This is a genomic window from Aliiroseovarius crassostreae (genome assembly GCF_025137635.1).
GTDB lineage: Bacteria > Pseudomonadota > Alphaproteobacteria > Rhodobacterales > Rhodobacteraceae > Aliiroseovarius > Aliiroseovarius crassostreae.
The window spans coordinates 1,152,549-1,173,586 of sequence record NZ_CP080772.1 but is presented as its reverse complement, the minus strand read 5'-3'; the positions used below and the strand labels follow the sequence as shown (position 1 = coordinate 1,173,586).

Here is a 21,038-nt window from a genome sequence, read left to right as displayed (position 1 = left end):
CCCTACCTTAGAAAGCCCGTGTGAACCGGTCTTCCAAGGCCGGTAAACAGGCGGTGCGAAGATGTAAAAGAATGTAAATTTGGCTGGGAAGCTGCTGTTTTATTGGCTAACAAAAGATATGGCCCAGCATATCCTCATCGTTGAAGACGACAGCGTGACCCGTCGCCGCCTTGGCGCCCAGTTGCGCAAACAGATGTATCGCGTCTCAGAAGCCGAAGACGCAGCGCAGATGGAAGAGATCCTTGCGCGCGACCCGGCGGACCTGCTGCTTGTCGATATCAACCTTGATGGCAAAGATGGACTGACCATTACCCGCGAACAGCGCGCGAAATCCAAGGCAGGGATCATCCTGTTGACCGCGCGTGATGACCAGATCGACCGGATCATCGGTTTGGAAATGGGGGCAGATGATTACGTCACCAAACCCTTCGACAAACGAGAGCTGTTTGCCCGGATCAAGAACCTTCTGGTTCGGATCAGCGACCTTAGCCAAGTCACCCCGCCCCCTGAACCGGTGGCCCAGATCGGGCCATGGCGGTTTGACCACATGCGTCGAAGGCTGGTCGGGAAAGATGGCACAAACGAGCCCCTGACCCGCGCGGAATTCGAGCTGCTGCACGCCTTCACCCGGCATCCGGGCGTGGTGCTGTCGCGGGACAGGCTGCTGGATCTGATACAGCACCGCCAATGGGCGCCGGACAACCGCACTATTGACGTCCTGGTCGGGCGCCTGCGCAAGAAGATCGAAACGGATCCCTCACAGCCCGAATTCATCCTGACGGTGCATGGCGAAGGTTACCTGTTTGTCCCCGGCGACGACTGAGTGTCAGAGCGTAGGTTCAAGGCCCGTGCGGCCGCAGAGATCTGCGCCATGGATGTTTGAAACACATCGGTAAAACGTGACCGCAATTCGGATATCTCCGCCTGATCGCGCGACCGCTCTTCGATGTCAGTCAGGAGACGGCACAGGTGGGTCAGGTGAAAATTCGACGCCGCCCCCCTGAGGCGATGGGCTGCCTTGCGCGCGGCCTCATGGTCATTCTCCCCCAGCGCCAAGAGAATGCTGTCGCGGGCCTCCTCGGCACGAGAAAAGAATTCCGACAGAATGTCTTCGACAAGCTCTTGTCCCAGTTCCTGCACATCTTCCCTCAGACCCGTCACCGTGGCGCTCTCGTCTGACAAACTCTGGTGCGCAGCGTCGGCCGAGTGCGGCTCAGCCTCATCCGCAGCGGCTTCATCCAGCAAGGCGACCAGTGCCCGCGGGGAGACAGGTTTGGTCAAAATACCGTCGACCCCCAGTCGCTCCCGCTCCTCCTGCGTGTCCGTGATATTATGGGCGGTCAGGGCGACAATCGGCGGACAGGGATGCAGATCCGTGCGCAGCCCGGAGGCAACCTCCTGCCCCGGCATATCAGGCAGGTCGAGGTCAAGCAGCACCAGATCGACCCTGTTCTTGGCCGCCAGATCGAACGCCTGCCCCCCGTCTTCGGCCTCGATCACCTGACAGCCCAACCGATCCAGATATCCACGCGCCACCATCCTGTTGACCGCATTGTCTTCGACCAGCAGCACGGTTTTACCAAGCTTCGCCCGCAAGGCAGTTTCGAGGTGCTGGTCAACCTCGGCCGCGTCCCCGGTCTGAAGCGGCACGGTCAGGGTAAAGCGGGCGCCCTGCCCGGGTTCGCTTTCGACACTGAGCAACCCGCCCAGGATCTCGGTCAGGCGGCGCGAGATTGACAGGCCCAGCCCCATGCCCTGGATATTGCCCACATCCCGAACCTGCCCGCGCCCATAGGCGTCGAAAATATAGTCCAGATCCGACGCGGCGATGCCGATCCCGGTATCCACCACCTGAAAACTGAGAACATATCCACCACGCTCAACGTCCTGCGCATGATCCACAAGCAGATCCACCCGCCCCTCGGGCGTGTATTTGATCGCATTGGACAGAAGGTTCACAACCACCTGCCGGATCTTTGCCAGATCCCCTTTCAGAAACTCTGGCGCAGCCGGTGACAGGACCACGCCGGACCCCAGACCTTTCGCCTCGCACCCGGCGGAAAGATAGGTGGCGAACTGCCCCATCAGGTCGCTCAGCGCAAAATGCACATCCTGAAGCTGCAAGCGCCGGCTTTCCGTGCTGGCATAGTCCAGAATGTCATTGGTCAGGGTCAGCAAATGTTCTGCAGAGACACGGGCCGTTGTCAGCTTGCCGCCCTGCCGCTCATTCGGCATCTCGCTTTCCAACAGACGCAGCATACCTATCACCCCGTTGAGCGGGGTTCGGATCTCGTGACTCATCATCGCCATGAATTCGGATTTGGCGCGGTTGGCGGCTTCGGCCTCGGCCCGCGCCGCATCATGGGCTTTCATCTCCGTCACGATCTGCCCGGTGCGTTCCTGCACAGCTGTTTCCAGCTCGTCACGAAGGGCCCGCGCCCGTGCGGCCCGCCCGCGCAGGACGTGCAACGACCGTTCCATATTGCCGATCTCATCCGGCCCGGACACCGGGATATCCCGCCCGTAATCCTCATGCGCCAGGGCGTCGATATGTTCCGCCACCACACGCAGCCTGCGCACAACGTTGTTGCGGGCAAAACGCCAGGAAAAAACCGCAGCCACCGCCAGCCCCCCCATCAGGAGGATCAGCCCAAAGGCGATGTCACGACTGAGCGCCTGCGCCTCTTTCTGCGCAGACAGCACCCGGCTCTGCACCGCCTGCATCAGCGTATCGGTGATCTGCCCCACCGCGCTGGTCTGACCGCGCAGGACCTGAACCTGGTTGGCCAGATCCCCGCGCGCCCGGATCACCTCGGACTGCAACGCAACACTGCCCCCATCGCGCAACTCCTGTTGCAGCTGATCAAGCAGAAGCGCCATATCCGTGCGCGCGGTGCGTGAGGTGACAAAACGGATCCTGTTTTGCGAAAACGCGATTTCCCTGCCGATCTGTTCAGACAGGAGCTGCAGCCCGTTCGGACTGATCTGAAAGGGCACCTGCAACATCAGAATACGGGCTTTTTCAATCGCGTCACTCAACTCGACATGGCGGTCATAGGAAAAGAAATCCACATCAGCGAGATGATTGAGCCTGGTTCGCCAGTCCTGGGATGTGCCGTTCCCCGTATTGAAAAGATCGGCAATGGTTGTGGTCACCCCAACCCGCGCAATATCGGTCTGCCCCGCGAGGATTTCGCCCAGCCGGGCCATGCGCTCCTGGATCTGCGCCTGACGCTGCTCAAGCAGGTCGCGCGCCAGCAACCGGCGATGGCTGATCGCGGTGAGGGCCTTGACCGTATCGCGCACCCCATCGAGCACAGCCAGATCTTCGGTGCGGGCCGCTTTCGGAAACAGGTCCTCCAGCTCTGACAAATCACCTTCAATCCCGGCAAGCTCATTCTCAAGCGCGCCAACCAGACGATCCAGATCCGTCTGGGACTGCACGTCGGAAAAGGACGGGGCCAGAGCAGTGATGAAACTGGACGCATCAACGATCTTTCGCGCCAGCGCCCCGGCGGGCATATTGTCCTGTATCAAGGATCTTTGCTGAGTGGACAGATAGACATTTGACGCAATCGCAACCAGGCTGGCCAGAAATGACAGGCCAACAATAAACGAAAACGCACGCAGCAATTGCTGGTCAAAACGGGTAGGCTTCATGGGGCAAGCTTATGGCGCAAAATTGAGAGCCGCAATCGTGATCATGGCCCTGTCCGTCATGGCACTCTCTGTTGCGGATCCGATCCGGGCGCAATCCCCCGTGTCGGAGGGTCCGCCCCCGACCGAGGCCGCGCAGATCTGCGTGGTGGTCCCTCATTTCAAAGACGAATACTGGCTGAGCGTGGGACATGGGCTGATCGAGGAAGCCCGCGCGCAGAATGTCGGTTTGCTGACCTTTGAAAGTGGTGGCTATCACGCCTTGATCCGCCAGATCGATCTGCTGAACAGCTGCGTGCGCGCCGGGGCACGCGCCATCCTTCTGGGGGCAGTGTCCGCCGATGATCCGCGCCTGTTGGAGGCGGTGGACCGCACCGCGCGGGACGTGCCGGTCATTGCCCTGGTCAACGCCCTGCATTCCCCTGCCCTCAGCGGCAGCGTCGGTGTCGACTGGACCGATATGGGCCGGGCCATCGGGCGCCACCTTTCGGCGCGATACCCGGCCGGCGGTCCCACCCGGACCGCCCTTCTGATCACCGGTCCGGCCGCGTCGGGCTGGTCCCCCCTGCTGGAAAAGGGCCTGGCAGAAGCGATGGCCGCTTCGGCTGTAAAGATCGCACGGATCGGACGCTCGGACACAGGCGCGCGCGAACAGCTTCGCGCCACCGAAACGGCGCTTGCGGCCGTTCCCGACGCCAACATGATCATCGGCAGCGCCCCCGCCATCGAAGGCGCCATGGGGCTGGCCACCGTGACAGACGGCACTTTTCCAGAGCTGATCGCAACCTATATCAGCCATTCCGTGCGCCGGGGTCTTCAAAACGGAACGGTGCAGGCGGTGGCCTTTGACGATCCCGTCGCACAAGGGCGTCTTGGGATCCGCCTGGCCCTTATCGCCAAGCCGGGCCTGTTTCGCACGGATGTGATTGGCCCGGAAATCAAGCTGATAACCACTGACAATATCACCCAAATCCCGGTTCCCCTTTCACCGGCGGGGCTCAATCTCGGGCTTGAATAATTTTCGAAATAAAGTGAATTTCCCCTCTTGCAGCGGGAAACGGCGAAAGCTATACACCGGCTCAGTTCCGGCGTAGCTCAGCGGTAGAGCAGTTGACTGTTAATCAATTGGTCGTAGGTTCGATCCCTACCGCCGGAGCCAAGAAAAGCCCTTAAGCTCAACAGCTTGAGGGCTTTTTTGCATCTTGCGCCGGGTTGATCATTTCAGGCGCCAAAACTCATGGGACGCATTTGGAAGCAGGTTTGCCTGTGGCACTATTGCGATAGGTGAATTTCCCTGGTCAGCGCGATTATGTCCCCGGTTTCGAGGTGAGCGATCATCACTTCTGCGACATTGACATCCTCCCGGAAAGCCATTCAATCTATGCGAGAAGTTTGTGTTAGGTGACCCGTGCAGCCCATTTCCAGCGTTTTGAACGTTCCCGATCCTGAAAGCCAGCCAAGCCAGCCGCTTCGGTTTCCTGTGCTGCGGGATCATGCTGACATCCCGAAAACCGTTGGTCTTACCCGCGAAACACATGTGGGGCGTGCGCACAAACTCGCAAAACGGATCGGGTTCAAGTTCATAGGGGGAAACTATGCAAATTCGGTTTAGTCCATTGGTTATTGGGGCTGCAATCCTATTGGGAGGAGTATCTATCGCCGCTGGTGAGCCTGCCGAAGGGGGGATGAGCTGCGTCGTCACCGGTTTTGCGGGATCTGAAGTGAAGTCAATTTGTGTTCAACAACCCGTCGTGGTCTCCACCGCCCAAAAAGACCAACGCGACATCCTTCAGCTAACCTTTGATGACCAACTTGACGTCTTTATACCAACCGTGGGTGGCGGTACTGGCGTGACGCGGCGCGCCCAGAAATTCGATTCCGATAAAAGGCCTAAAGCGCTTCTGAAAAGAGCTGTTGACCTCATTTCGACCTGTTTGGAGTTTGAGGGATGCCCTGAGAAGGAATTTTGGAATTCTGCTGCAATAATCTTAGCCAGATGCGCAGAGGATCACGAGTATTATCTGCTTGATAGCCCATTAATGCTCAGCTTAGTGCGACGTTATCATCTTGATAGCCCATTAATACCCAGCTTAGTGCGACGTTATCATAACGAACAATTGTTAAACCAAGTCTTTGGTGAGATGCTTGAGTGCCGCGGAAAAGATGAGCTTCTTTTCATTTCAAGCAACAAATTCTCAACCAGTAAGAAAATAAAACGCGGAGGAGCTTACTTCGATTCAATTAAAATTTCAGACGGTCGCAGAAAACACTAGGCAAACAACGCTGGAGCAAAAGTTAAGGTAACAATTACCTTCAAAACTGGGACAAACAGAGGCGTCATTGAGCTGGGGGTATGCCCAAAAGTTGGTGACAGCCGTCGTCAGGCAATGGTTTGAAGTTGCTCGCCCCCGTCTTTGAACTCAACGCCCTGAATGACCTCGGGCAGACGGGCTTGCCCTGCCGCAACCAGACATTGCAATGGGATACCGCAGGGGATTTGCCACATTTCCGCCTCATTTCCGCGTTAACCTTAACTTGTGCAAAAACAGAGATCCGGGGGGAGGAAGAGGCAGCATGACCAAGATCCGTACCCCTGACCCCAAAGGTGCTACTGAGCGCAGGATGCACAAATCCGACCCCACCCCGCCATCGAAACGCGACAAGGCGAAACTTACGCCTCAGGACAAAGAAACAGATGTGGTTTTCACCGACTGGGCCAGTATCTGATCCTTTTTCCTGCCGGGATTTCACGCTAATCTGCGGGCTATGAGCAACCCTGTTTCCAGCATTCGAAATCTTGGCCCCGCCTCCGATGACGCCTTTGCCCGCGCCGGGATCACCAGCGCGGAGGCGCTGCGCTCTCTTGGGCCGGATGAAGCCTATTTCCGGCTGCTCGACAGCGGGCACACCCCACATTTCATAGGATATTACGCCATGGTGATGGGACTTCAGGGTCGGCCATGGAACGATTGTCAGGGCGCTGAGAAAGCCAAGCTGCGCAAGCGGTTCGACAAGATCAAGGCGCGGGTGGCAAATGGGGCCATCAGCGATCTGGCCCATGACGCGGCTTTTGAACGGATCCTCGACGAGATTGGTATCCGCGCCCGGCGTTGACACGCTTTATGGCGACTCGCACAAAAAAACCCGACCCCTTACCGGGGCCGGGCTGATCACTTGGATCGAACCTGTGGCTTAAAGCGTTTCGAGATTAACTTAAGACACAAGTTGATTTCGAAACGCCCGCAACATCAGTAGGTTTCGAGCGTTTCGCCTCATTATTGTGTCTCAATAATAAGTCGAAACACTTTAGCCCACCAGTTCCAGACCCGAGAAGAAGTAAGCGATTTCTTCTGCGGCGGTTTCCGGAGCGTCCGAACCGTGCACCGAGTTTTCGCCAACCGACTGGGCGAACTCTTTGCGGATGGTGCCTTCGTCAGCGTCAGCCGGGTTGGTGGCGCCCATCACGGTGCGGTAGGCTTTGATCGCGTCTTCGCCTTCCAGAACCTGAACAACAACCGGTTCCGAGATCATGAACTCAACCAGTTCACCGAAGAAGGGGCGCTCTTTGTGCACACCATAGAAGGTTTCGGCTTGTTTCTGGGTCATGTGGATGCGCTTTTGCGCGATGATGCGCAGACCAGCGGCTTCAATCTTGGCGTTGATGGCGCCGGTCAGGTTGCGTTTGGTGGCATCGGGTTTGATGATCGAGAAGGTGCGTTGAATGGCCATGTCGGTCCTCATTTATCTGCATGTTTCACGGGTGCCGGGATCGGCAATGTCTTTGGTCGCCCCCGTAACATGCCTAAGCCGTTCTGAAAAGAGCCGATTGACGCCTTGCCTGTGGTCAGGCACATGGGAAACATGTTGAAGATTTCCGATATCTCCTATGCGGTCGAAGGTCGCCCGCTGATCGAACATGCCTCGGCCACCATCCCCGACGGCCACAAGGTGGGTCTCGTCGGGCGCAATGGCACCGGGAAAACCACGCTGTTTCGGCTGATCCGGGGCGAGCTGACGCTGGAAACCGGTGAAATTTCGGTGCCCAAGGGCGCACGGATTGGCGGCGTCGCCCAAGAGGTTCCGGCCAGCGACACCTCGCTTCTGGACACGGTTCTGGCGGCTGACACCGAGCGAGCCGCCTTGATGCAAGAGGCCGAGACCGCAACCGACCCCACACGCATTGCCGAGATTCAGACCCGCCTGGCAGATATTGACGCCTGGAGCGCCGAAGCACGCGCCTCTTCCATCCTGAAGGGGCTTGGGTTTGACGACCACCAGCACGCCCTGCCCTGCGCCGATTTCTCCGGCGGCTGGCGGATGCGGGTGGCATTGGCCGCCGTGCTGTTTTCCCAGCCAGATCTGTTGTTGCTCGACGAGCCGACCAACTATCTCGATCTTGAAGGCGCGCTGTGGCTGGAGCAATATCTGGCGAAATATCCCCATACGGTGATCATCGTCAGCCATGACCGGGGCCTTCTGAACCGCGCGGTGGGGGGCATCCTGCATCTCGAAGATCGCAAGCTGACCTATTATTCCGGCCCCTATGACACATTCGCTGAAACCCGGGCTGCGCGGATTGCGGCGGCGGAAAGCGAAAACAAGAAGATCGCCGCACGCAAGGCCCATCTGCAATCTTATGTGGACCGCTTCCGCTATAAGGCATCAAAAGCCGTTCAGGCCCAGTCGCGGCTGAAGATGATCGAAAAGCTGAAACCGATCACCACGCCGCAAGAGGCGGCTTTGAAAGCGTTCAGCTTCCCCGAACCTGAAGAGCTCTCTCCTCCGATCATCAACATGGAGGGCGCGGAAACCGGTTATGGGGAGACCACAATCCTGTCACGGATGAGCCTGCGCATTGATCAGGACGACCGGATTGCCCTTCTGGGCAAGAATGGTCAGGGAAAATCCACCCTGTCGAAACTCCTGTCCGACCGGCTGGAGCTGAAATCGGGCCGCATGGTGAAATCCGCCAAGCTGCGGATCGGCTATTTTGCCCAGCATCAGATGGATGAACTTTACCCCGATGAAACCCCGATTGAGCACCTGCGCCGCCTGCGCCCGGATGAATTGCCCGGAAAGCATCGCGCGCGTCTGTCGGGATTCGGCCTGGGCGCCGAACAGGCCGAAACCGAGGTGCGGCGCCTGTCGGGGGGGCAAAAAGCACGTCTGACCCTGCTTCTGGCCACGCTGGACGCACCACATCTTCTGATCCTTGACGAGCCCACCAACCACCTCGACATTGAAAGCCGCGAAGCCCTGGTCGAGGCGCTGACCGCTTATTCCGGCGCGGTGGTTCTGGTCAGTCACGACATGCATCTACTGTCGCTGGTGGCTGATCGTCTGTGGCTTGTGAGCAAGGGGCGCGTCACCCCGTTTGACGGTGATCTGGAGGATTATCGCAAGCTCCTTCTGACCTCGGACACCCCCAAGAAACCCGCCAAACCTGCACCTGAAAAAGCCAAACGTGCGGATCGGGATACCTTGCTGGCCCTGAGAGCTGAGGCGCGCAAATGCGAGGCGCGCGTGGACAAGCTTTTGGAAATGCGAGAGAAACTCGATCAGAAACTGGCGGATCCGACCCTATATGATGGCAGCAAAGCCGATGAAATCGCCCTTTGGCAGAAAAAGCACGCCGAAGTGATGGACGGGCTGGAACGCGCGGAGGAGCTGTGGATGGTGGCGCAGGAAAACCTTGAGAAGGCAGAGGCTTGATGGTCGATCTTCAGTATTTCCTACCGGCCTTCGTGACACTCTTTGTGGTCATGGACCCCATTGGTCTGACACCGCTGTTCCTTGCGCTGACGCAAGGGATGAACACGCACCAGCGCCGGGTGATTGCGCTGCGGGCGGCGGGGGTGGCTGGCGTCTTGCTCACCCTCTTTGCCTTTCTTGGCGACAATGTGCTTGGGTTTTTGGGCATTTCCATGGCTGCTTTCCGTATTTCCGGTGGGATCCTTTTGCTGCTGACCGCGCTCGATATGCTGTTTGAGCGGCGCACCAAGCGGCGCAAGGACACGTCCGAGAAAACCATTGATGCCGAAGATGACCCCTCGGTCTTTCCCCTCGCCATGCCGTTGATGGCAGGTCCGGGGGCGATCGCCACCATGATCCTTTTGTCCGGCGAAGGGGACGGGTATTCCGGTGTGATGCTTGCCCTGGTGGTCATGGCGATGGTGCTGTTGATCACATTGGTCTTTTTCTTTGCCGCCAACCTGCTTGAACGGGTGCTGCGTGAAACCGGGATCACGGTGCTGACGCGCCTGCTTGGCATGCTTCTTGCCGCGTTGGCGGTGCAGTTTGTGCTGGACGGGCTGAAGGATTTTGGCCTGTTTGGCATGGGCTGACTGAGATCAGACAACCCTTTGGAAAAAATTGCTTCTTTGGCCTGTGACCGGGACAGCAAAACACGGCACGAGGCGACAATTTTGCCCCCGCCCCGATGACAATTCCACGCGCGGTTCCTATATTTCGGGGACGGAGGAATGGAATGACCGCTGATGATCTTGGACGTCTGGCCTATCTCGCGCTGCTGCTGACAGCGGTGGCCGGGTATTTCATCTCCGAAAACCGGTTCAACCTCGGACAAACCCTGCGCCATGCCCTGATCTGGGTGTTCATCTTCATTGGCGCCATGGCTGGGGTTGGTTTGTGGAATGACATCAGAAATGACATTTCCCCCAAACAAAGCTTTATTGAGACCTCCGGGCAGGTTGTGTTGCCCCGCGCCTTTGACGGACATTTCTACATACAGCTCAAGATGAACGGACAACCGATTGATTTCATTGTCGATACAGGCGCCAGCAATGTCGTGCTGACCAAAGAGGATGCCGAGCGCGCCGGGGTTGATCCATCCAGCCTGCGTTATTTTGGCCGCGCGCTGACCGCCAATGGGACCACCCGGACGGCCCCTGCCAATATTGCCCGGGTCGAGCTGGAAGGGATCACCGATTACGGGGTTGAGGTCTGGGTCAATGAAGGTGAAATGCCGCAATCTCTTCTTGGAAACAGCTATCTGCAACGCTTTGACAAGATCGAGATCCGCCGCGACCAGCTGGTGCTGACGCGCTGATCCGCTGACCTTCGACAAGTGAGCGCAGCCGGTCCCGCTTGGCCCCCTTCCGTCCTGCTTCACCGATCCTGTTCACGGGGCCCGGCTCACCCGTGCCCGCAGCCGAAGTGCAACCGGGGTGAAATGGACCGGATGAAAATAACGGAGGATCAACCAATCAGGAGCTTGCTTTCAGCTCCCATCGTCCACTGTCCTGGGACCAGTATTTTGCAATGCACCCCGCCGCCACAACCGCTTTCCACTGGGTGCGGGCATGTGCCACCGCGTCCGGGTCATTGCCATCAAACAGGATGGAAACACGCTCCATTCCGGTCATTTCCTCGGGGCTCACCCCGGCCCCGTCCACTGAGATCAGCGTGTTGGCGCCGTTTGGGTTGTCCTGCCCCTCGGTCAGCAGCACCGGCTGGTCTGCGTCATGCGTCCCCCCGGCGCGCCCATGAGGCAAGAAGCCGTCCTCCGGGGACAGCCAGAGTTTCTCATCCAGCCAGGTCAGCTGCTCCGGGTTGCGCCCCCGCACCAGCACCCGCCAGCCATTTTGCAGCGAACGGGTGAGAAGCACGGGCAGCGTGGCCTCAAGCGGCGTCAGGGTCATGTGGTAGAAAAAGACCTCGCCACCTGTTGGCGCGATGTCTTTTCCCTCCGAGTTCTCCACCGCCTGAGACATGGGATCAGCCTTCGAACAGGTCTGACACCAGACGGTTCAGGGCCAGAACGCCCCAACCGGTGGCACCTTTGGGCGCGTAGGTGGTATCCCCTGCGGTCTGCGCCGTGCCGGCGATGTCGAGGTGAATCCAAGGGGTGCCCTCTTTGACGAAACGCTGCAGGAACTGGGCTGCGGTGATCGACCCTGCGGCGCGTCCTCCGACGTTTTTCATATCCGCCTTGTTCGATTTCAGCAGCTTGTCATAGGCATCGCCCAGCGGCATGCGCCAGGCGCCTTCGCCTTCGGATTGCGCCGCCTTCAACATGGCATTGCAAAGCGGGTCGTCGTTTGAGAACACACCGGTATTTTCATGCCCAAGGCCGATGATGATCGCGCCGGTCAGGGTGGCCAGGTCGATCATCCCCATCGGGCTGAAAGTTTCCTGCGCATACCACATGATGTCACACAGCACCAAACGCCCTTCGGCATCGGTGTTGATCACTTCGATCGTGTCCCCCTTCATCGATGTCACGATGTCACCGGGGCGTTGCGCCCGGCCATCCGGCATGTTTTCCACAAGCCCCACAACACCCACAACATTTGCCTTGGCCTTGCGCCCGGCAATTGCTTTCATTGCGCCCGCCACGGTGCCCGCACCGCCCATATCCATGGTCATGTCTTCCATGCCGGCCGCCGGTTTCAGGCTGATCCCGCCGGTGTCAAAGACCACGCCTTTGCCGATCAGCGCCAGCGGGGCTGCGTCTTTCTCACCGCCATTCCATTTCATCACCACAACCTTGGACGGGCTTTCCGATCCCTGCCCGACCCCCAGCAGCGCCCGCATACCGAGTTTTTCCAGCTCCGGCTCGTCCAGGACCGAAACCTCAACCCCAAGCTCTTTCAACGCCACCAGACGGTCGGCAAATTCGGTGGTGGTCAGGATGTTTGAGGGTTCGTTGACCAGATCGCGGGTGAAGAACACACCATCGGTCAGGGCGGCTGCCAGCTCTGCCTTGCCATCAAAGGTTTCCGGCTTTGAGACCATCACGGTCAACGCGCCGCCTTCCTGGGCGTCTTTGGACATGTGGTCCACGAATTCATAGGCGCGAAGGCAGGCCCCAAGCGCAAGTTCGTCAGCAAAACGACGATTGCCGGCGAGCACCAGAACCTCTTTGCCCAACAGGGATTTACCGATGACCGCACCAGCCTTGCGCATGGCATTGCCCTTGGACCGTTTTGACAGGCGCAGCACCTGAACCGCCTCGGCGGCAAGGCCTGTGGGCCAGGCCAGCTCTGCTGCTTCCCCCTCTTTCATCTTTTCAAACCGCTCGCTTGAGGCAAAGCGCGCCAGCGCACCGCGCATGAGTTTGTTCACCCGGCGGGCGGCCGGGTCGAGCTTTCCGGGCTCGGAAACGATCACCACGATTCGTCCGCCATGGGTCGCAATGGCATCAAGGTCGGTGGCAATGAAGCGGGGGGTGATCGGGGTGGCCATGGGAACTCCTTCCAAAGGGCAACAAATGAGGCGCAACTGAACCTGCAACCGGTCCGCGCCACCGTGACTATTGATCAAAACCGCCGCGATTCGAAGGGGGCATTCTCCGCTTGCAAATCCTTCCGGTTTTTCATCCGGGGGCGGCATTCTTTTGCCATTCCTACCTGTCAGAGCAAACAAAGGCCAGATAGCAGTTTTCCCGCCCGCACCAATCCGCTAGAACCGCTTGAAGATGTTGTAATCTATCGCATGTGGCAATTGGGAAGAGTTGGGGGAAATTTGGCCAGGCTGGATCGATATATCTTGTCACAGCTCTTGGTGCTGTTCGGGCTGGCCGGTCTGGTCCTGGTTCTGATCTTCTGGATCAACCGGGCGGTGCGCCTATTCGACTATATCATCTCTTCTGGCGAAACGGCGCTGGTGTTTCTTGAAATCTCGACCATGATTCTGCCCAGCGTGATCGTGTTTGTCCTGCCGATTGCCGCCTTTACGGCCTCGGTTGTGGTGATCAACCGGCTGAATTCCGAAAGCGAACTGGTGGTCGCACAGGCCACCGGGTTCGGTCCGTTCCGACTGGCGCGCCCGGTGCTGATCTTCGGGGTCATGGGGGCTGCGTTCATGCTGGTGCTGACCCATTACCTCTCCCCCAAAAGCCAGCTGAGCTTTGCCCAGAGGCAGGCGGAAATCTCGTCTGATGTGACATCGCGCTTCCTGATCGAAGGCAGTTTCGTGCACCCCACATCCGGGATCACCCTGTATGTGCGCGAAATTACGGCCGAGGGGGAGCTTTTGGACCTGTTCCTGTCCGATGAGCGCGAGAAATCTGAGGGCGGGACCCTCGCCACCTATACCGCCCAGCGGGCACTTGTCCTGAACACCGCCGAAGGCCCGCGCCTGTTGATGTTTGACGGGTTGGCACAGATCCTGTCGCCCGATGGCCGACTGACCACCACCGGGTTCGAAGAATTCACCTATGACATTTCCGCGCTGATTTCCGATCCGATTGCTGGCAAACGCAAGATCCGCCAGCTTTACACCCATGAAATGCTGTTTCCCACCGAAGCCCTGATTGCCGAAACCCGCCAAAGCGCCACCGCCCTGCGCGCCGAGGCGCATTTCCGCAATGCTCAGGCGCTTTATGTCATTGTCGCCGCCCTGACCGGCTATTCCATGCTGATTGCAGGCGGCTTCAGCCGGTTTGGCATGTGGCGTCAGGTGGTGATTTCCATCGGCGTGGTGGCCAGTTTCCAGACACTCGACAACACGATGCTTGATATCGCCCGCCGGACCGACGGCGCCCTGCCCCTGATCTATCTGGCATCCCTTGGCGGGCTGCTGTTCAATTTCACGGTATTATGGAGCGCCACGCGCCCCTCCTTCCTGGCCATCCGCAAACGCCGGAAAGCGGCCAGGCTTTTGGCCCGGACCACCGCACAGGAGGGGGCCGCATGAGGCTGCACCTCTATTTCGCCCGCCGTTTCCTGTTTTCCTTCGTGACCATGCTGGTGGTGCTGGGGCTGGTGTTTGTGCTGCTGGATATGGTTGAGGGCATGCGCAAGTTCGACGCAAGCCAGGTCGGCTTCACCGAGGTTCTGGGGCTGACACTTCTGAACATGCCCATGTGGATGTATCGCATCCTGCCGCTGGTGACTATTCTGGCAACCATCTGGATGTTCCTGAGCCTTGCGCGCAGCTCCGAGCTGGTGGTGACGCGCGCGTCGGGGCGATCGGCCATGATCACCCTGATTTCCCCGGTGGTCACGGTTTTCCTGATCGGGGTTGTGGCGCTGCTTGTCTTCAACCCGATTTCCGCAGCAACCCAAAAGAAATATGAGCGCCTGTCGGCAGAATATTCCGGCGGAAGCCGTTCCATTTCCTCTGTCTCAAAAGGCGGGGTCTGGCTGCGACAGGGCAACAAGCAAGGGCAGATCGTGATCCGTGCCAGCCAGTCAAACAATGACGGAACCCGCTTGCAGGATGTGACGTTTTATTCATTTTCTTCCGATGGCGTGCCGACCAAACGCGTTTCGGCCCGCCAGGCCACGCTGGAACCGGGCCGCTGGGCGCTGCGCGCGGCCAAGGTCTGGAATTTTGACCTGTCCGACAACCCTGAAGGTGAGGCACTGGTGCTGCCCGCCTATTGGATCGCCACAAACCTGACCGAGGAACAGATCCGCGACAGTTTCGGCAAGCCCTCCAATATTTCAATCTGGGATCTGCCCAGTTTTATCACCCGGTTGAAAGAGGCAGGGTTTTCCCCCCGCCTGCATCAGGTCTGGTTGCAGATCGAGCTTTCCACCCCGCTGTTTCTGGTGGCCATGGTGCTGATCGGCGCCTCGTTCACCATGCGTCACACCCGGTTCGGACGCACCGGCATCATGGTTGTGTCGGCGCTTGTTCTTGGGTTTGGCTTTTATTTCATTCGTAATTTCGCGCAGATCCTGGGCGAGAACGGACAGATCCCGGTGATTTTTGCCGCCTGGACCACCCCGATTTCGGGGATCCTTCTGTCGCTTGGATTTCTGCTGCATCTGGAGGATGGGTAATGTTCACCATATCCGACCTGTGGTCTGGCCGTATCAGCAAGCTGGCCCTGATTGCCGGTCTGGCCACGGCCATTGGCCTTGCAACCCCTCCGACAACCTTTGCGCAGCCCCGCCCCGTCGCGGACAGCTCTGCCCCTGCCCTGTTGGTGGCAGACCGTATCACGGTTCAGGGCAATAACGGGCTTTTGGCCGAAGGCAATGTGATGGTCCACTTCGCGGGCACCACACTGACCGCGGCCAGCATTTCCTTTGACAAGACCACCGACCGGCTGACCATCAGCGGCCCGATCGTGTTGCAAAACGGTGAGGACCAGCTGATCTTGGCCAGCGCGGCCGAGCTATCCTCCGATCTGCGCAACGGGATATTGCAATCCGCGCGCCTGGTTCTGAACCAGCAGCTGCAAATTGCCGCCGTCGAAATCAACCGCGTGCAGGGCCGCTATACCCAACTGAACAAGATCGTGGCCTCCTCCTGTCAGGTCTGCGCCAAATCGCCTGTGCCGCTGTGGCAGATCCGGGCCGAAAAGGTCGTGCATGACGAACAGGAGCGCCAGCTCTATTTCCACAATGCCCAGCTGCGTGTTGCGGATGTTCCGATCCTGTTCCTGCCGCGCCTGCGCCTCCCGGATCCGACCCTCAAGCGCGCAACCGGCTTTCTGGCCCCAAAGCTGCGCACGCGAAGCAGTTTTGGCACCGGGGTCAGGCTACCTTATTTCATTCGGCTGGGGGACCATGCGGACCTGACGCTGGCCCCGTTCATCGCCACCAGATCCAGAACTCTGGAATGGCGCTATCGTCAGGCGTTTCACAACGGCAACCTGTCTTTCAACGGTGCGGTCAGCAATGACGACATTCGGAGAGATCAGACCCGGTTCTATGTGTTCGGAGAGGGATCATTTGACCTTCCGCAGGATTTCAAACTTGATTTCACCCTTCAGGAGGTCTCGGACCCCGGCTATCTGAACGACTACGACTACTCCAGTGCCGACCGGCTGCGCAACGCGTTGGAAGTATCGCGTGTGCGTCGGGATGAGTTCATCTTTGCCGGCATCACCCGACACGAAAGCCTGCGCGCCTCGGAACGGGCCATTTCAGATCAACTCCCCTTCGCCCAGCTGGAGTTTCTGTATCAACGCCGCTTTGATCCGGTTCTTCTTGGCGGCGTCGCCGAATATGAGCTCTCCGCGCGGTCCTATTTCCGGGAAAGCACCCTGGACGGCCCAAAAGGGCGCGATGTGACCCATGTCGGAGCATCCTTTCACTGGAAACGCGACTGGATGCTCAGGGGCGGGATGATCGCATCCCTGGAAACCGGGATTGACTGGGGAAATTACTGGATCAACCAAGACAGCAGCTTTGACCCCAACCAGAGCTTTGCCACCCCCTCGGTCGCCGCCACGCTGCGCTGGCCTTTGTCGCGGGTTTCCGCCAATGGAAGCGTCGATGTGATCGAACCGGTGCTGCAGCTGGTCTGGAGTGATCGGATCGGTGCCACCTTGCCAAATGAAGACAGCACCTATGTCGAATTTGACGAAAACAACCTGTTCGACATGTCCCGGTATCCGGGATTTGACCGGCGTGAAGAGGGCACACGGGCCAATATTGGCGTGAAATGGAGCCGCTTTTCCCCAACCGGCTGGGCCTCGACAATCGGCATCGGGCGTGTTTTCCGGTTTGATGGGAACAATGCGTTCTCCAACGCCTCCGGCCTGTCCGGCGACAGTTCGGACTGGTTGATCGCAGCGCAGCTGCAATTCGGAGCAAACCTTGCCCTACAGGGCCGTGCGCTGATCAATGACCAGTTCGAAGTTGCCAAGACCGAAAGCCGCTTTGCCTATATCCAAGAAGACTGGAACCTGAGTGCGGCCCATCTCTGGGTTGTCGCGGATCCCGATGAAAACCGTGACGCCTCGATCCACGAGCTGCGCCTGACAGGCGGGTATCAACTGACCGATGGCTGGCGCATCAGCGCGGAAGGCGATGTTGACCTTTCGGCCAATCAGGTCACCAAGGGCCAGCTTGGCCTGCAATATCGCAATGAATGCCTCCAGGTCGATCTGGCCGTCTCACGCCGGTTCACCGCCTCACAAACCATTACTCCCACCACGGAACTTGGCCTTCAGGTCGAGCTGTTGGGGTTTGGTGGGGCCCCGAAGGGAGCTGCGCGCAGATGCCTGCAATAACCCCGCCCCCTCAAGCGGCGACAATCATCCGCCTCTCCCTGTCACGGGGCAGATCGGGCTGGCATCCTGAGGCCGCTTTGGGCAATATACCCGCAGACCCGCAAGATGTTCGCGGCCAAGCCCCTTGTTAACGATGAATAACCGGAAGAGCAGACAAGACATGACACACGCTATTTCATCGGGTTTTCCCATGGCAACGCATGGAAAAAACGGCCGCATCAAACGCCTGCGCCGCGCTCTGACAACTCCTTTGGTCATGGCAGCGATGCTCGCGCCCCTGCCCGCAGTGACATCGGCCACGGTCGCCCATGCCCAGAACCTGTTTGCGCCCGCTTTGCAGGTCAATGACCGGGTGATCACCACCTATGAAATGTCTCAGCGGATCGCTTATCTGACCTTGCTGCGTGCGCCCGGCGACAGGGCTGAACTTGCCCGTGAACAGCTGCTCACCGAAGCGCTGCAACGCGAAGCTGCCGCCCGTGCAGGCGTGGCCCTCAGCGAAGCGGAGCTCACCGAAGGGATGGAAGAATTCGTCAAGCGGTTCAACATGCCCCTGGAAAAATTCGAACTGGCCATCGCGCAGGGCGGCGTGGCCATGGAAACTTTCCGTGATTTTGTCTCGGCCGGGCTGGTGTGGCGGAAGTTCGCCCGTGAACGGTTTCGTCGTGAGGTAAGGATCACCGAGGAAGATATCGACCGCCGTCTGGCACAAAGCGGCCCTGATGCCGGGGTGCGGGTGTTGTTGTCCGAAATCATCCTGCCCGCCAATACGCCACAAAGCCAAGAGGCATCCGGCGCGCGCGCATTGCAGCTCGCGGAAATTGACACCCTGCCCGCCTTTGCGGCCGCCGCACGACGCTATTCCGCAGCCCCCTCAAAAGGGCGTTCAGGCCGGTTGGACTGGATGGACCTGTCCAACCTTCCCCCTGCCCTTGCAGCCCAGATCCTGCCTCTGGCCCCGGGGGAAGTGACGGCACCGCTGCCAATCCAGAACGGCATTGCGCTGTTTCAGATGCGCGCCATCGAAGAAATCGAAGCCCCGGCCCCGAAAGATGTGCTGATTGATTACGCCGCTTACCTGATCCCGGGCGCCGGAACCCCGGAAGCCCTGGCCAGCGCCGCCGAGATTCGCACCCGCGTTGACAGCTGCAACGATCTTTACAAAGAGGCCCAGGGTCAGCCGGAAGAACAGCTCGTGCGCGATACGAAACTGGTCTCGGAGCTTCCAGCCGATTACGCGATTGAACTGGCAAAGCTGGACGAAGGCGAAAGCTCCTTTGCGCTGACCACACCGTCAGGCCAGAACCAGATTTTCCTGATGCTGTGCAGCCGCACACGGGAACTTCCGGAAGAGCTCAGCCGTGATGACATTCGCACCCAGTTGCAAAACCAGCGCCTGGGTGCCCTTGCCACCGGTTATCTGGAAGAATTGCGGGCCGAAGCCTATATCGAGGATCTTGCGCAGAAATGACCTCTGATCTTTCCCGTCTGGCCCCCATTGCCCTGACGATGGGCGAGCCAGCGGGCATCGGCCCGGAGCTGGCCCCAGCGGCATTTGACGCGCTCAGGGGGGAGGTGCCTTTTTTTCTGATAGGTGACCCGAACCATTTGCCTGCAGGCTGCAAATTCACCGAGATCAGCACGCCGGCCGAAGCTCATGACCCCCAAGACCTGCCGGTCCTACGCCATGATTTTGGACCCGATCGCACCCCCGGCACCCCTTTGGGTGCACATGCGCAACACGTCGTCGACGTGATCGCCCAGGCGGTCCGTCTGGTTCAGGAAGGTGAGGCATCGGCAATCTGCACCAACCCCATCCACAAGAAAGCGCTCAAGGATGGCGCCGGGTTCCGTTTTCCGGGGCACACTGAATTCCTTGCGGATCTGGCGGGTGGGGCCGAAGTGGTGATGATGCTGGCCTGTGAGGAGCTGCGCGTCGTGCCTGCGACCATTCACATTCCCCTCAGCGAGGTGCCCTCCACCCTCAGCCGGGACAGGCTCGCCCAGGTTATTCGCACAACCCATGATGCCCTGATCCGGGATTTTGGCCTTGCAACACCGCGGATTGCGGTGGCTGGGCTGAACCCGCATGCCGGTGAAGGGGGCGCGATGGGAATGGAAGAGATCACGATGATCTCATCTTTGTTGGATGAGCTTCGTAGCGAAGGGTTGGATCTGTCCGGCCCGCGCTCAGCAGACACGATGTTTCATTCTGCGGCCCGCGCAGGCTATGATGCCGCGATCTGCATGTATCACGATCAGGCCCTGATCCCGATCAAGACCATCGATTTTGCCGGAGGGGTAAACGTGACACTGGGTCTGCCTTTTGTGCGCACCTCTCCCGATCATGGCACGGCATTTGACATCGCCGGACAGGGAAAAGCCGACCCAAGTTCGTTGATTGCGGCATTGCGGATGGGCTGGACCATGGCAAACGCCCGCAAGGCGGGCCTTCGCAACACCAACCACAAGGACGGAACACGCTGATGACCCAGATCGACGGGCTGCCCCCGCTGCGCGAAGTGATCGCCACCCATGGCATGACCGCCAAAAAATCGCTCGGGCAGAATTTCCTCCTTGATCTGAACCTGACCTCAAAAATCGCCCGACAGGCCGGGGATCTGACATCCTGTGACGTTCTGGAAGTGGGGCCCGGCCCCGGCGGGCTGACCCGCGGACTTCTGGCTGAAGGCGCGCGCAAAGTGCTTGCCGTTGAAAAAGACAGCCGTGCCCTTGGCCCACTGGGAGAGATCCAGGCCGCCTATCCAGGTCGGCTGGACGTGATCAATGCAGATGCGCTGGAACTGGATCCGCTGGAACATCTTACCCCACCAATCCGCGTCGTGGCCAACCTGCCCTACAATGTCGGAACAGAACTTCTGGTGCGCTGGCTGACCCCCAAAACCTGGCCCCCTGCCTGGTCCAGCCTGACCTTGATGTTCCAAAAAGAAGTGGCGCAGCGCATCGTCGCCCAGCCCGGCTCCAAGGCCTATGGCCGCCTTGCGGTTCTGGCCCAGTGGCGCACCGATGCCCGAATTGTCATGGAGCTGCCGCCCGAGGCCTTCACCCCACCGCCGAAAATCCGCTCCGCCGTGGTGCATCTGGCAGCCCTGCCGCAGCCCCGCTTCGAGGCGGATGCCGACAAGCTGCAGAAAGTGGTGGCCACCGCCTTCAACCAACGCCGCAAGATGCTGCGCGCCTCACTCAAAGGCCTGCACCCGGAGATCGAAGACATTCTGAACTCGGTGGGGATCAAACCCACATCCAGGGCGGAAGAAATCGACCTCGAGGCGTTTTGCGCCCTGACCCGCGCCCTGACCAAGACATGACCCCAAAGCAGCCGTAACCTGCGGCTGCACGACCTTTGGCTGGAAAACCCGCGAGGTTTCAACCACCTCCTTCGTTTTTTTCTTGCTGAAAATACCTCGGGGTGAGCCTCAAAGAG

The 21,038-nt window shown here is 59.2% G+C and carries 19 protein-coding genes and 1 tRNA gene; 15 read left to right on the top strand and 5 right to left on the bottom strand.

What is annotated here, in order from left to right; genetic code table 11:
• Positions 1-118: 118 nt before the first annotated feature.
• Positions 119-823, top strand: a complete 705-nt coding sequence (locus tag K3J57_RS05645; RefSeq protein WP_173487612.1) for a response regulator — start codon at positions 119-121, stop codon at positions 821-823.
• Here K3J57_RS05645 and K3J57_RS05640 read toward each other — a convergent pair.
• A complete protein-coding gene (locus tag K3J57_RS05640) occupies positions 796-3,660 on the bottom strand; it encodes an ATP-binding protein (RefSeq protein WP_259797448.1) in 2,865 nt (954 codons plus the stop codon). The genes K3J57_RS05645 and K3J57_RS05640 overlap by 28 nt on opposite strands.
• On the opposite strand from K3J57_RS05640, the gene torT reads away from it, so the two are divergent.
• The 3 genes from torT (at position 3,659) to K3J57_RS05625 (ending at position 5,930) form a co-directional block, all read left to right on the top strand.
• Entirely contained in the window at positions 3,659-4,675 is a 1,017-nt protein-coding gene (torT, locus tag K3J57_RS05635) for a TMAO reductase system periplasmic protein TorT (RefSeq protein ID WP_259797444.1), read from the top strand. The genes K3J57_RS05640 and torT overlap by 2 nt on opposite strands.
• A 66-nt stretch (positions 4,676-4,741) precedes the next feature.
• Positions 4,742-4,816 (top strand) — tRNA-Asn (locus tag K3J57_RS05630).
• A 436-nt stretch (positions 4,817-5,252) separates the two neighbouring features.
• On the top strand, positions 5,253-5,930 hold the full coding sequence (locus K3J57_RS05625; protein WP_259797441.1) for a hypothetical protein: 678 nt from the start codon (positions 5,253-5,255) through the stop codon (positions 5,928-5,930).
• Positions 5,931-6,037: 107 nt separating this feature from the next.
• On the opposite strand, the gene K3J57_RS05620 is transcribed toward K3J57_RS05625, so the two are convergent.
• On the bottom strand, positions 6,038-6,163 hold the full coding sequence (locus K3J57_RS05620; protein WP_259797439.1) for a hypothetical protein: 126 nt from the start codon (positions 6,161-6,163) through the stop codon (positions 6,038-6,040).
• 68 nt (positions 6,164-6,231) lie between these two features.
• Here K3J57_RS05620 and K3J57_RS05615 point away from each other — a divergent pair, with 68 nt between their 5' ends.
• Both K3J57_RS05615 and K3J57_RS05610 read left to right on the top strand, forming a co-directional pair.
• Complete coding sequence (locus K3J57_RS05615; protein ID WP_173487181.1) at positions 6,232-6,384, top strand: hypothetical protein; 153 nt, start codon at positions 6,232-6,234, stop codon at positions 6,382-6,384.
• A 39-nt stretch (positions 6,385-6,423) separates the two neighbouring features.
• Positions 6,424-6,771: a TfoX/Sxy family DNA transformation protein gene (locus K3J57_RS05610; protein WP_259797437.1), complete on the top strand. Its 348-nt coding sequence runs from the start codon at positions 6,424-6,426 to the stop codon at positions 6,769-6,771.
• A 192-nt stretch (positions 6,772-6,963) separates the two neighbouring features.
• On the opposite strand, the gene ndk is transcribed toward K3J57_RS05610, so the two are convergent.
• Positions 6,964-7,386: a nucleoside-diphosphate kinase gene (gene ndk, locus K3J57_RS05605; RefSeq protein ID WP_055192699.1), complete on the bottom strand. Its 423-nt coding sequence runs from the start codon at positions 7,384-7,386 to the stop codon at positions 6,964-6,966.
• Between the two features lie 132 nt (positions 7,387-7,518).
• On the opposite strand from ndk, the gene K3J57_RS05600 reads away from it, so the two are divergent.
• From K3J57_RS05600 to K3J57_RS05590, 3 genes are all read left to right on the top strand, one after another.
• Positions 7,519-9,369 carry an ABC-F family ATP-binding cassette domain-containing protein gene (locus tag K3J57_RS05600; protein ID WP_259797434.1) on the top strand — a complete coding sequence of 617 codons (1,851 nt, stop codon included), beginning with the start codon at positions 7,519-7,521 and terminating at the stop codon, positions 9,367-9,369.
• Entirely contained in the window at positions 9,369-10,001 is a 633-nt protein-coding gene (locus K3J57_RS05595) for a MarC family protein (protein ID WP_173487184.1), read from the top strand. Before K3J57_RS05600 ends, K3J57_RS05595 begins: the two co-directional genes overlap by 1 nt.
• Positions 10,002-10,144: 143 nt before the next feature.
• On the top strand, positions 10,145-10,726 hold the full coding sequence (locus K3J57_RS05590) for a retropepsin-like aspartic protease family protein (protein ID WP_259797432.1): 582 nt from the start codon (positions 10,145-10,147) through the stop codon (positions 10,724-10,726).
• A gap of 157 nt (positions 10,727-10,883) precedes the next feature.
• On the opposite strand, the gene K3J57_RS05585 is transcribed toward K3J57_RS05590, so the two are convergent.
• A complete protein-coding gene (locus K3J57_RS05585) occupies positions 10,884-11,390 on the bottom strand; it encodes a DNA polymerase III subunit chi (protein WP_259797429.1) in 507 nt (168 codons plus the stop codon).
• 4 nt (positions 11,391-11,394) lie between these two features.
• On the bottom strand, positions 11,395-12,864 hold the full coding sequence (locus K3J57_RS05580; protein WP_173487187.1) for a leucyl aminopeptidase: 1,470 nt from the start codon (positions 12,862-12,864) through the stop codon (positions 11,395-11,397).
• A 303-nt stretch (positions 12,865-13,167) separates the two neighbouring features.
• Between K3J57_RS05580 and K3J57_RS05575 the strand changes: the two genes are divergently transcribed.
• The 6 genes from K3J57_RS05575 (at position 13,168) to rsmA (ending at position 20,922) form a co-directional block, all read left to right on the top strand.
• Positions 13,168-14,316 (top strand): LptF/LptG family permease, encoded by a 1,149-nt coding sequence (locus tag K3J57_RS05575; RefSeq protein ID WP_259797426.1) that lies wholly within the window; start codon positions 13,168-13,170, stop codon positions 14,314-14,316.
• Positions 14,313-15,410: an LPS export ABC transporter permease LptG gene (gene lptG, locus K3J57_RS05570; RefSeq protein WP_173487189.1), complete on the top strand. Its 1,098-nt coding sequence runs from the start codon at positions 14,313-14,315 to the stop codon at positions 15,408-15,410. The genes K3J57_RS05575 and lptG overlap by 4 nt, the downstream gene beginning before the upstream one ends.
• Positions 15,410-17,593 (top strand): LPS-assembly protein LptD, encoded by a 2,184-nt coding sequence (locus K3J57_RS05565; protein WP_259794371.1) that lies wholly within the window; start codon positions 15,410-15,412, stop codon positions 17,591-17,593. Before lptG ends, K3J57_RS05565 begins: the two co-directional genes overlap by 1 nt.
• Positions 17,594-17,783: 190 nt before the next feature.
• The gene (locus tag K3J57_RS05560; RefSeq protein ID WP_259797423.1) at positions 17,784-19,064 is read left to right on the top strand and encodes a peptidylprolyl isomerase; all 1,281 of its coding nucleotides are present in this window, start codon (positions 17,784-17,786) and stop codon (positions 19,062-19,064) included.
• On the top strand, positions 19,061-20,080 hold the full coding sequence (pdxA, locus tag K3J57_RS05555) for a 4-hydroxythreonine-4-phosphate dehydrogenase PdxA (RefSeq protein WP_259797419.1): 1,020 nt from the start codon (positions 19,061-19,063) through the stop codon (positions 20,078-20,080). Before K3J57_RS05560 ends, pdxA begins: the two co-directional genes overlap by 4 nt.
• Positions 20,080-20,922 carry a 16S rRNA (adenine(1518)-N(6)/adenine(1519)-N(6))-dimethyltransferase RsmA gene (rsmA, locus tag K3J57_RS05550; RefSeq protein ID WP_259777124.1) on the top strand — a complete coding sequence of 281 codons (843 nt, stop codon included), beginning with the start codon at positions 20,080-20,082 and terminating at the stop codon, positions 20,920-20,922. Before pdxA ends, rsmA begins: the two co-directional genes overlap by 1 nt.
• The last annotated feature ends 116 nt before the right edge of the window (positions 20,923-21,038 follow it).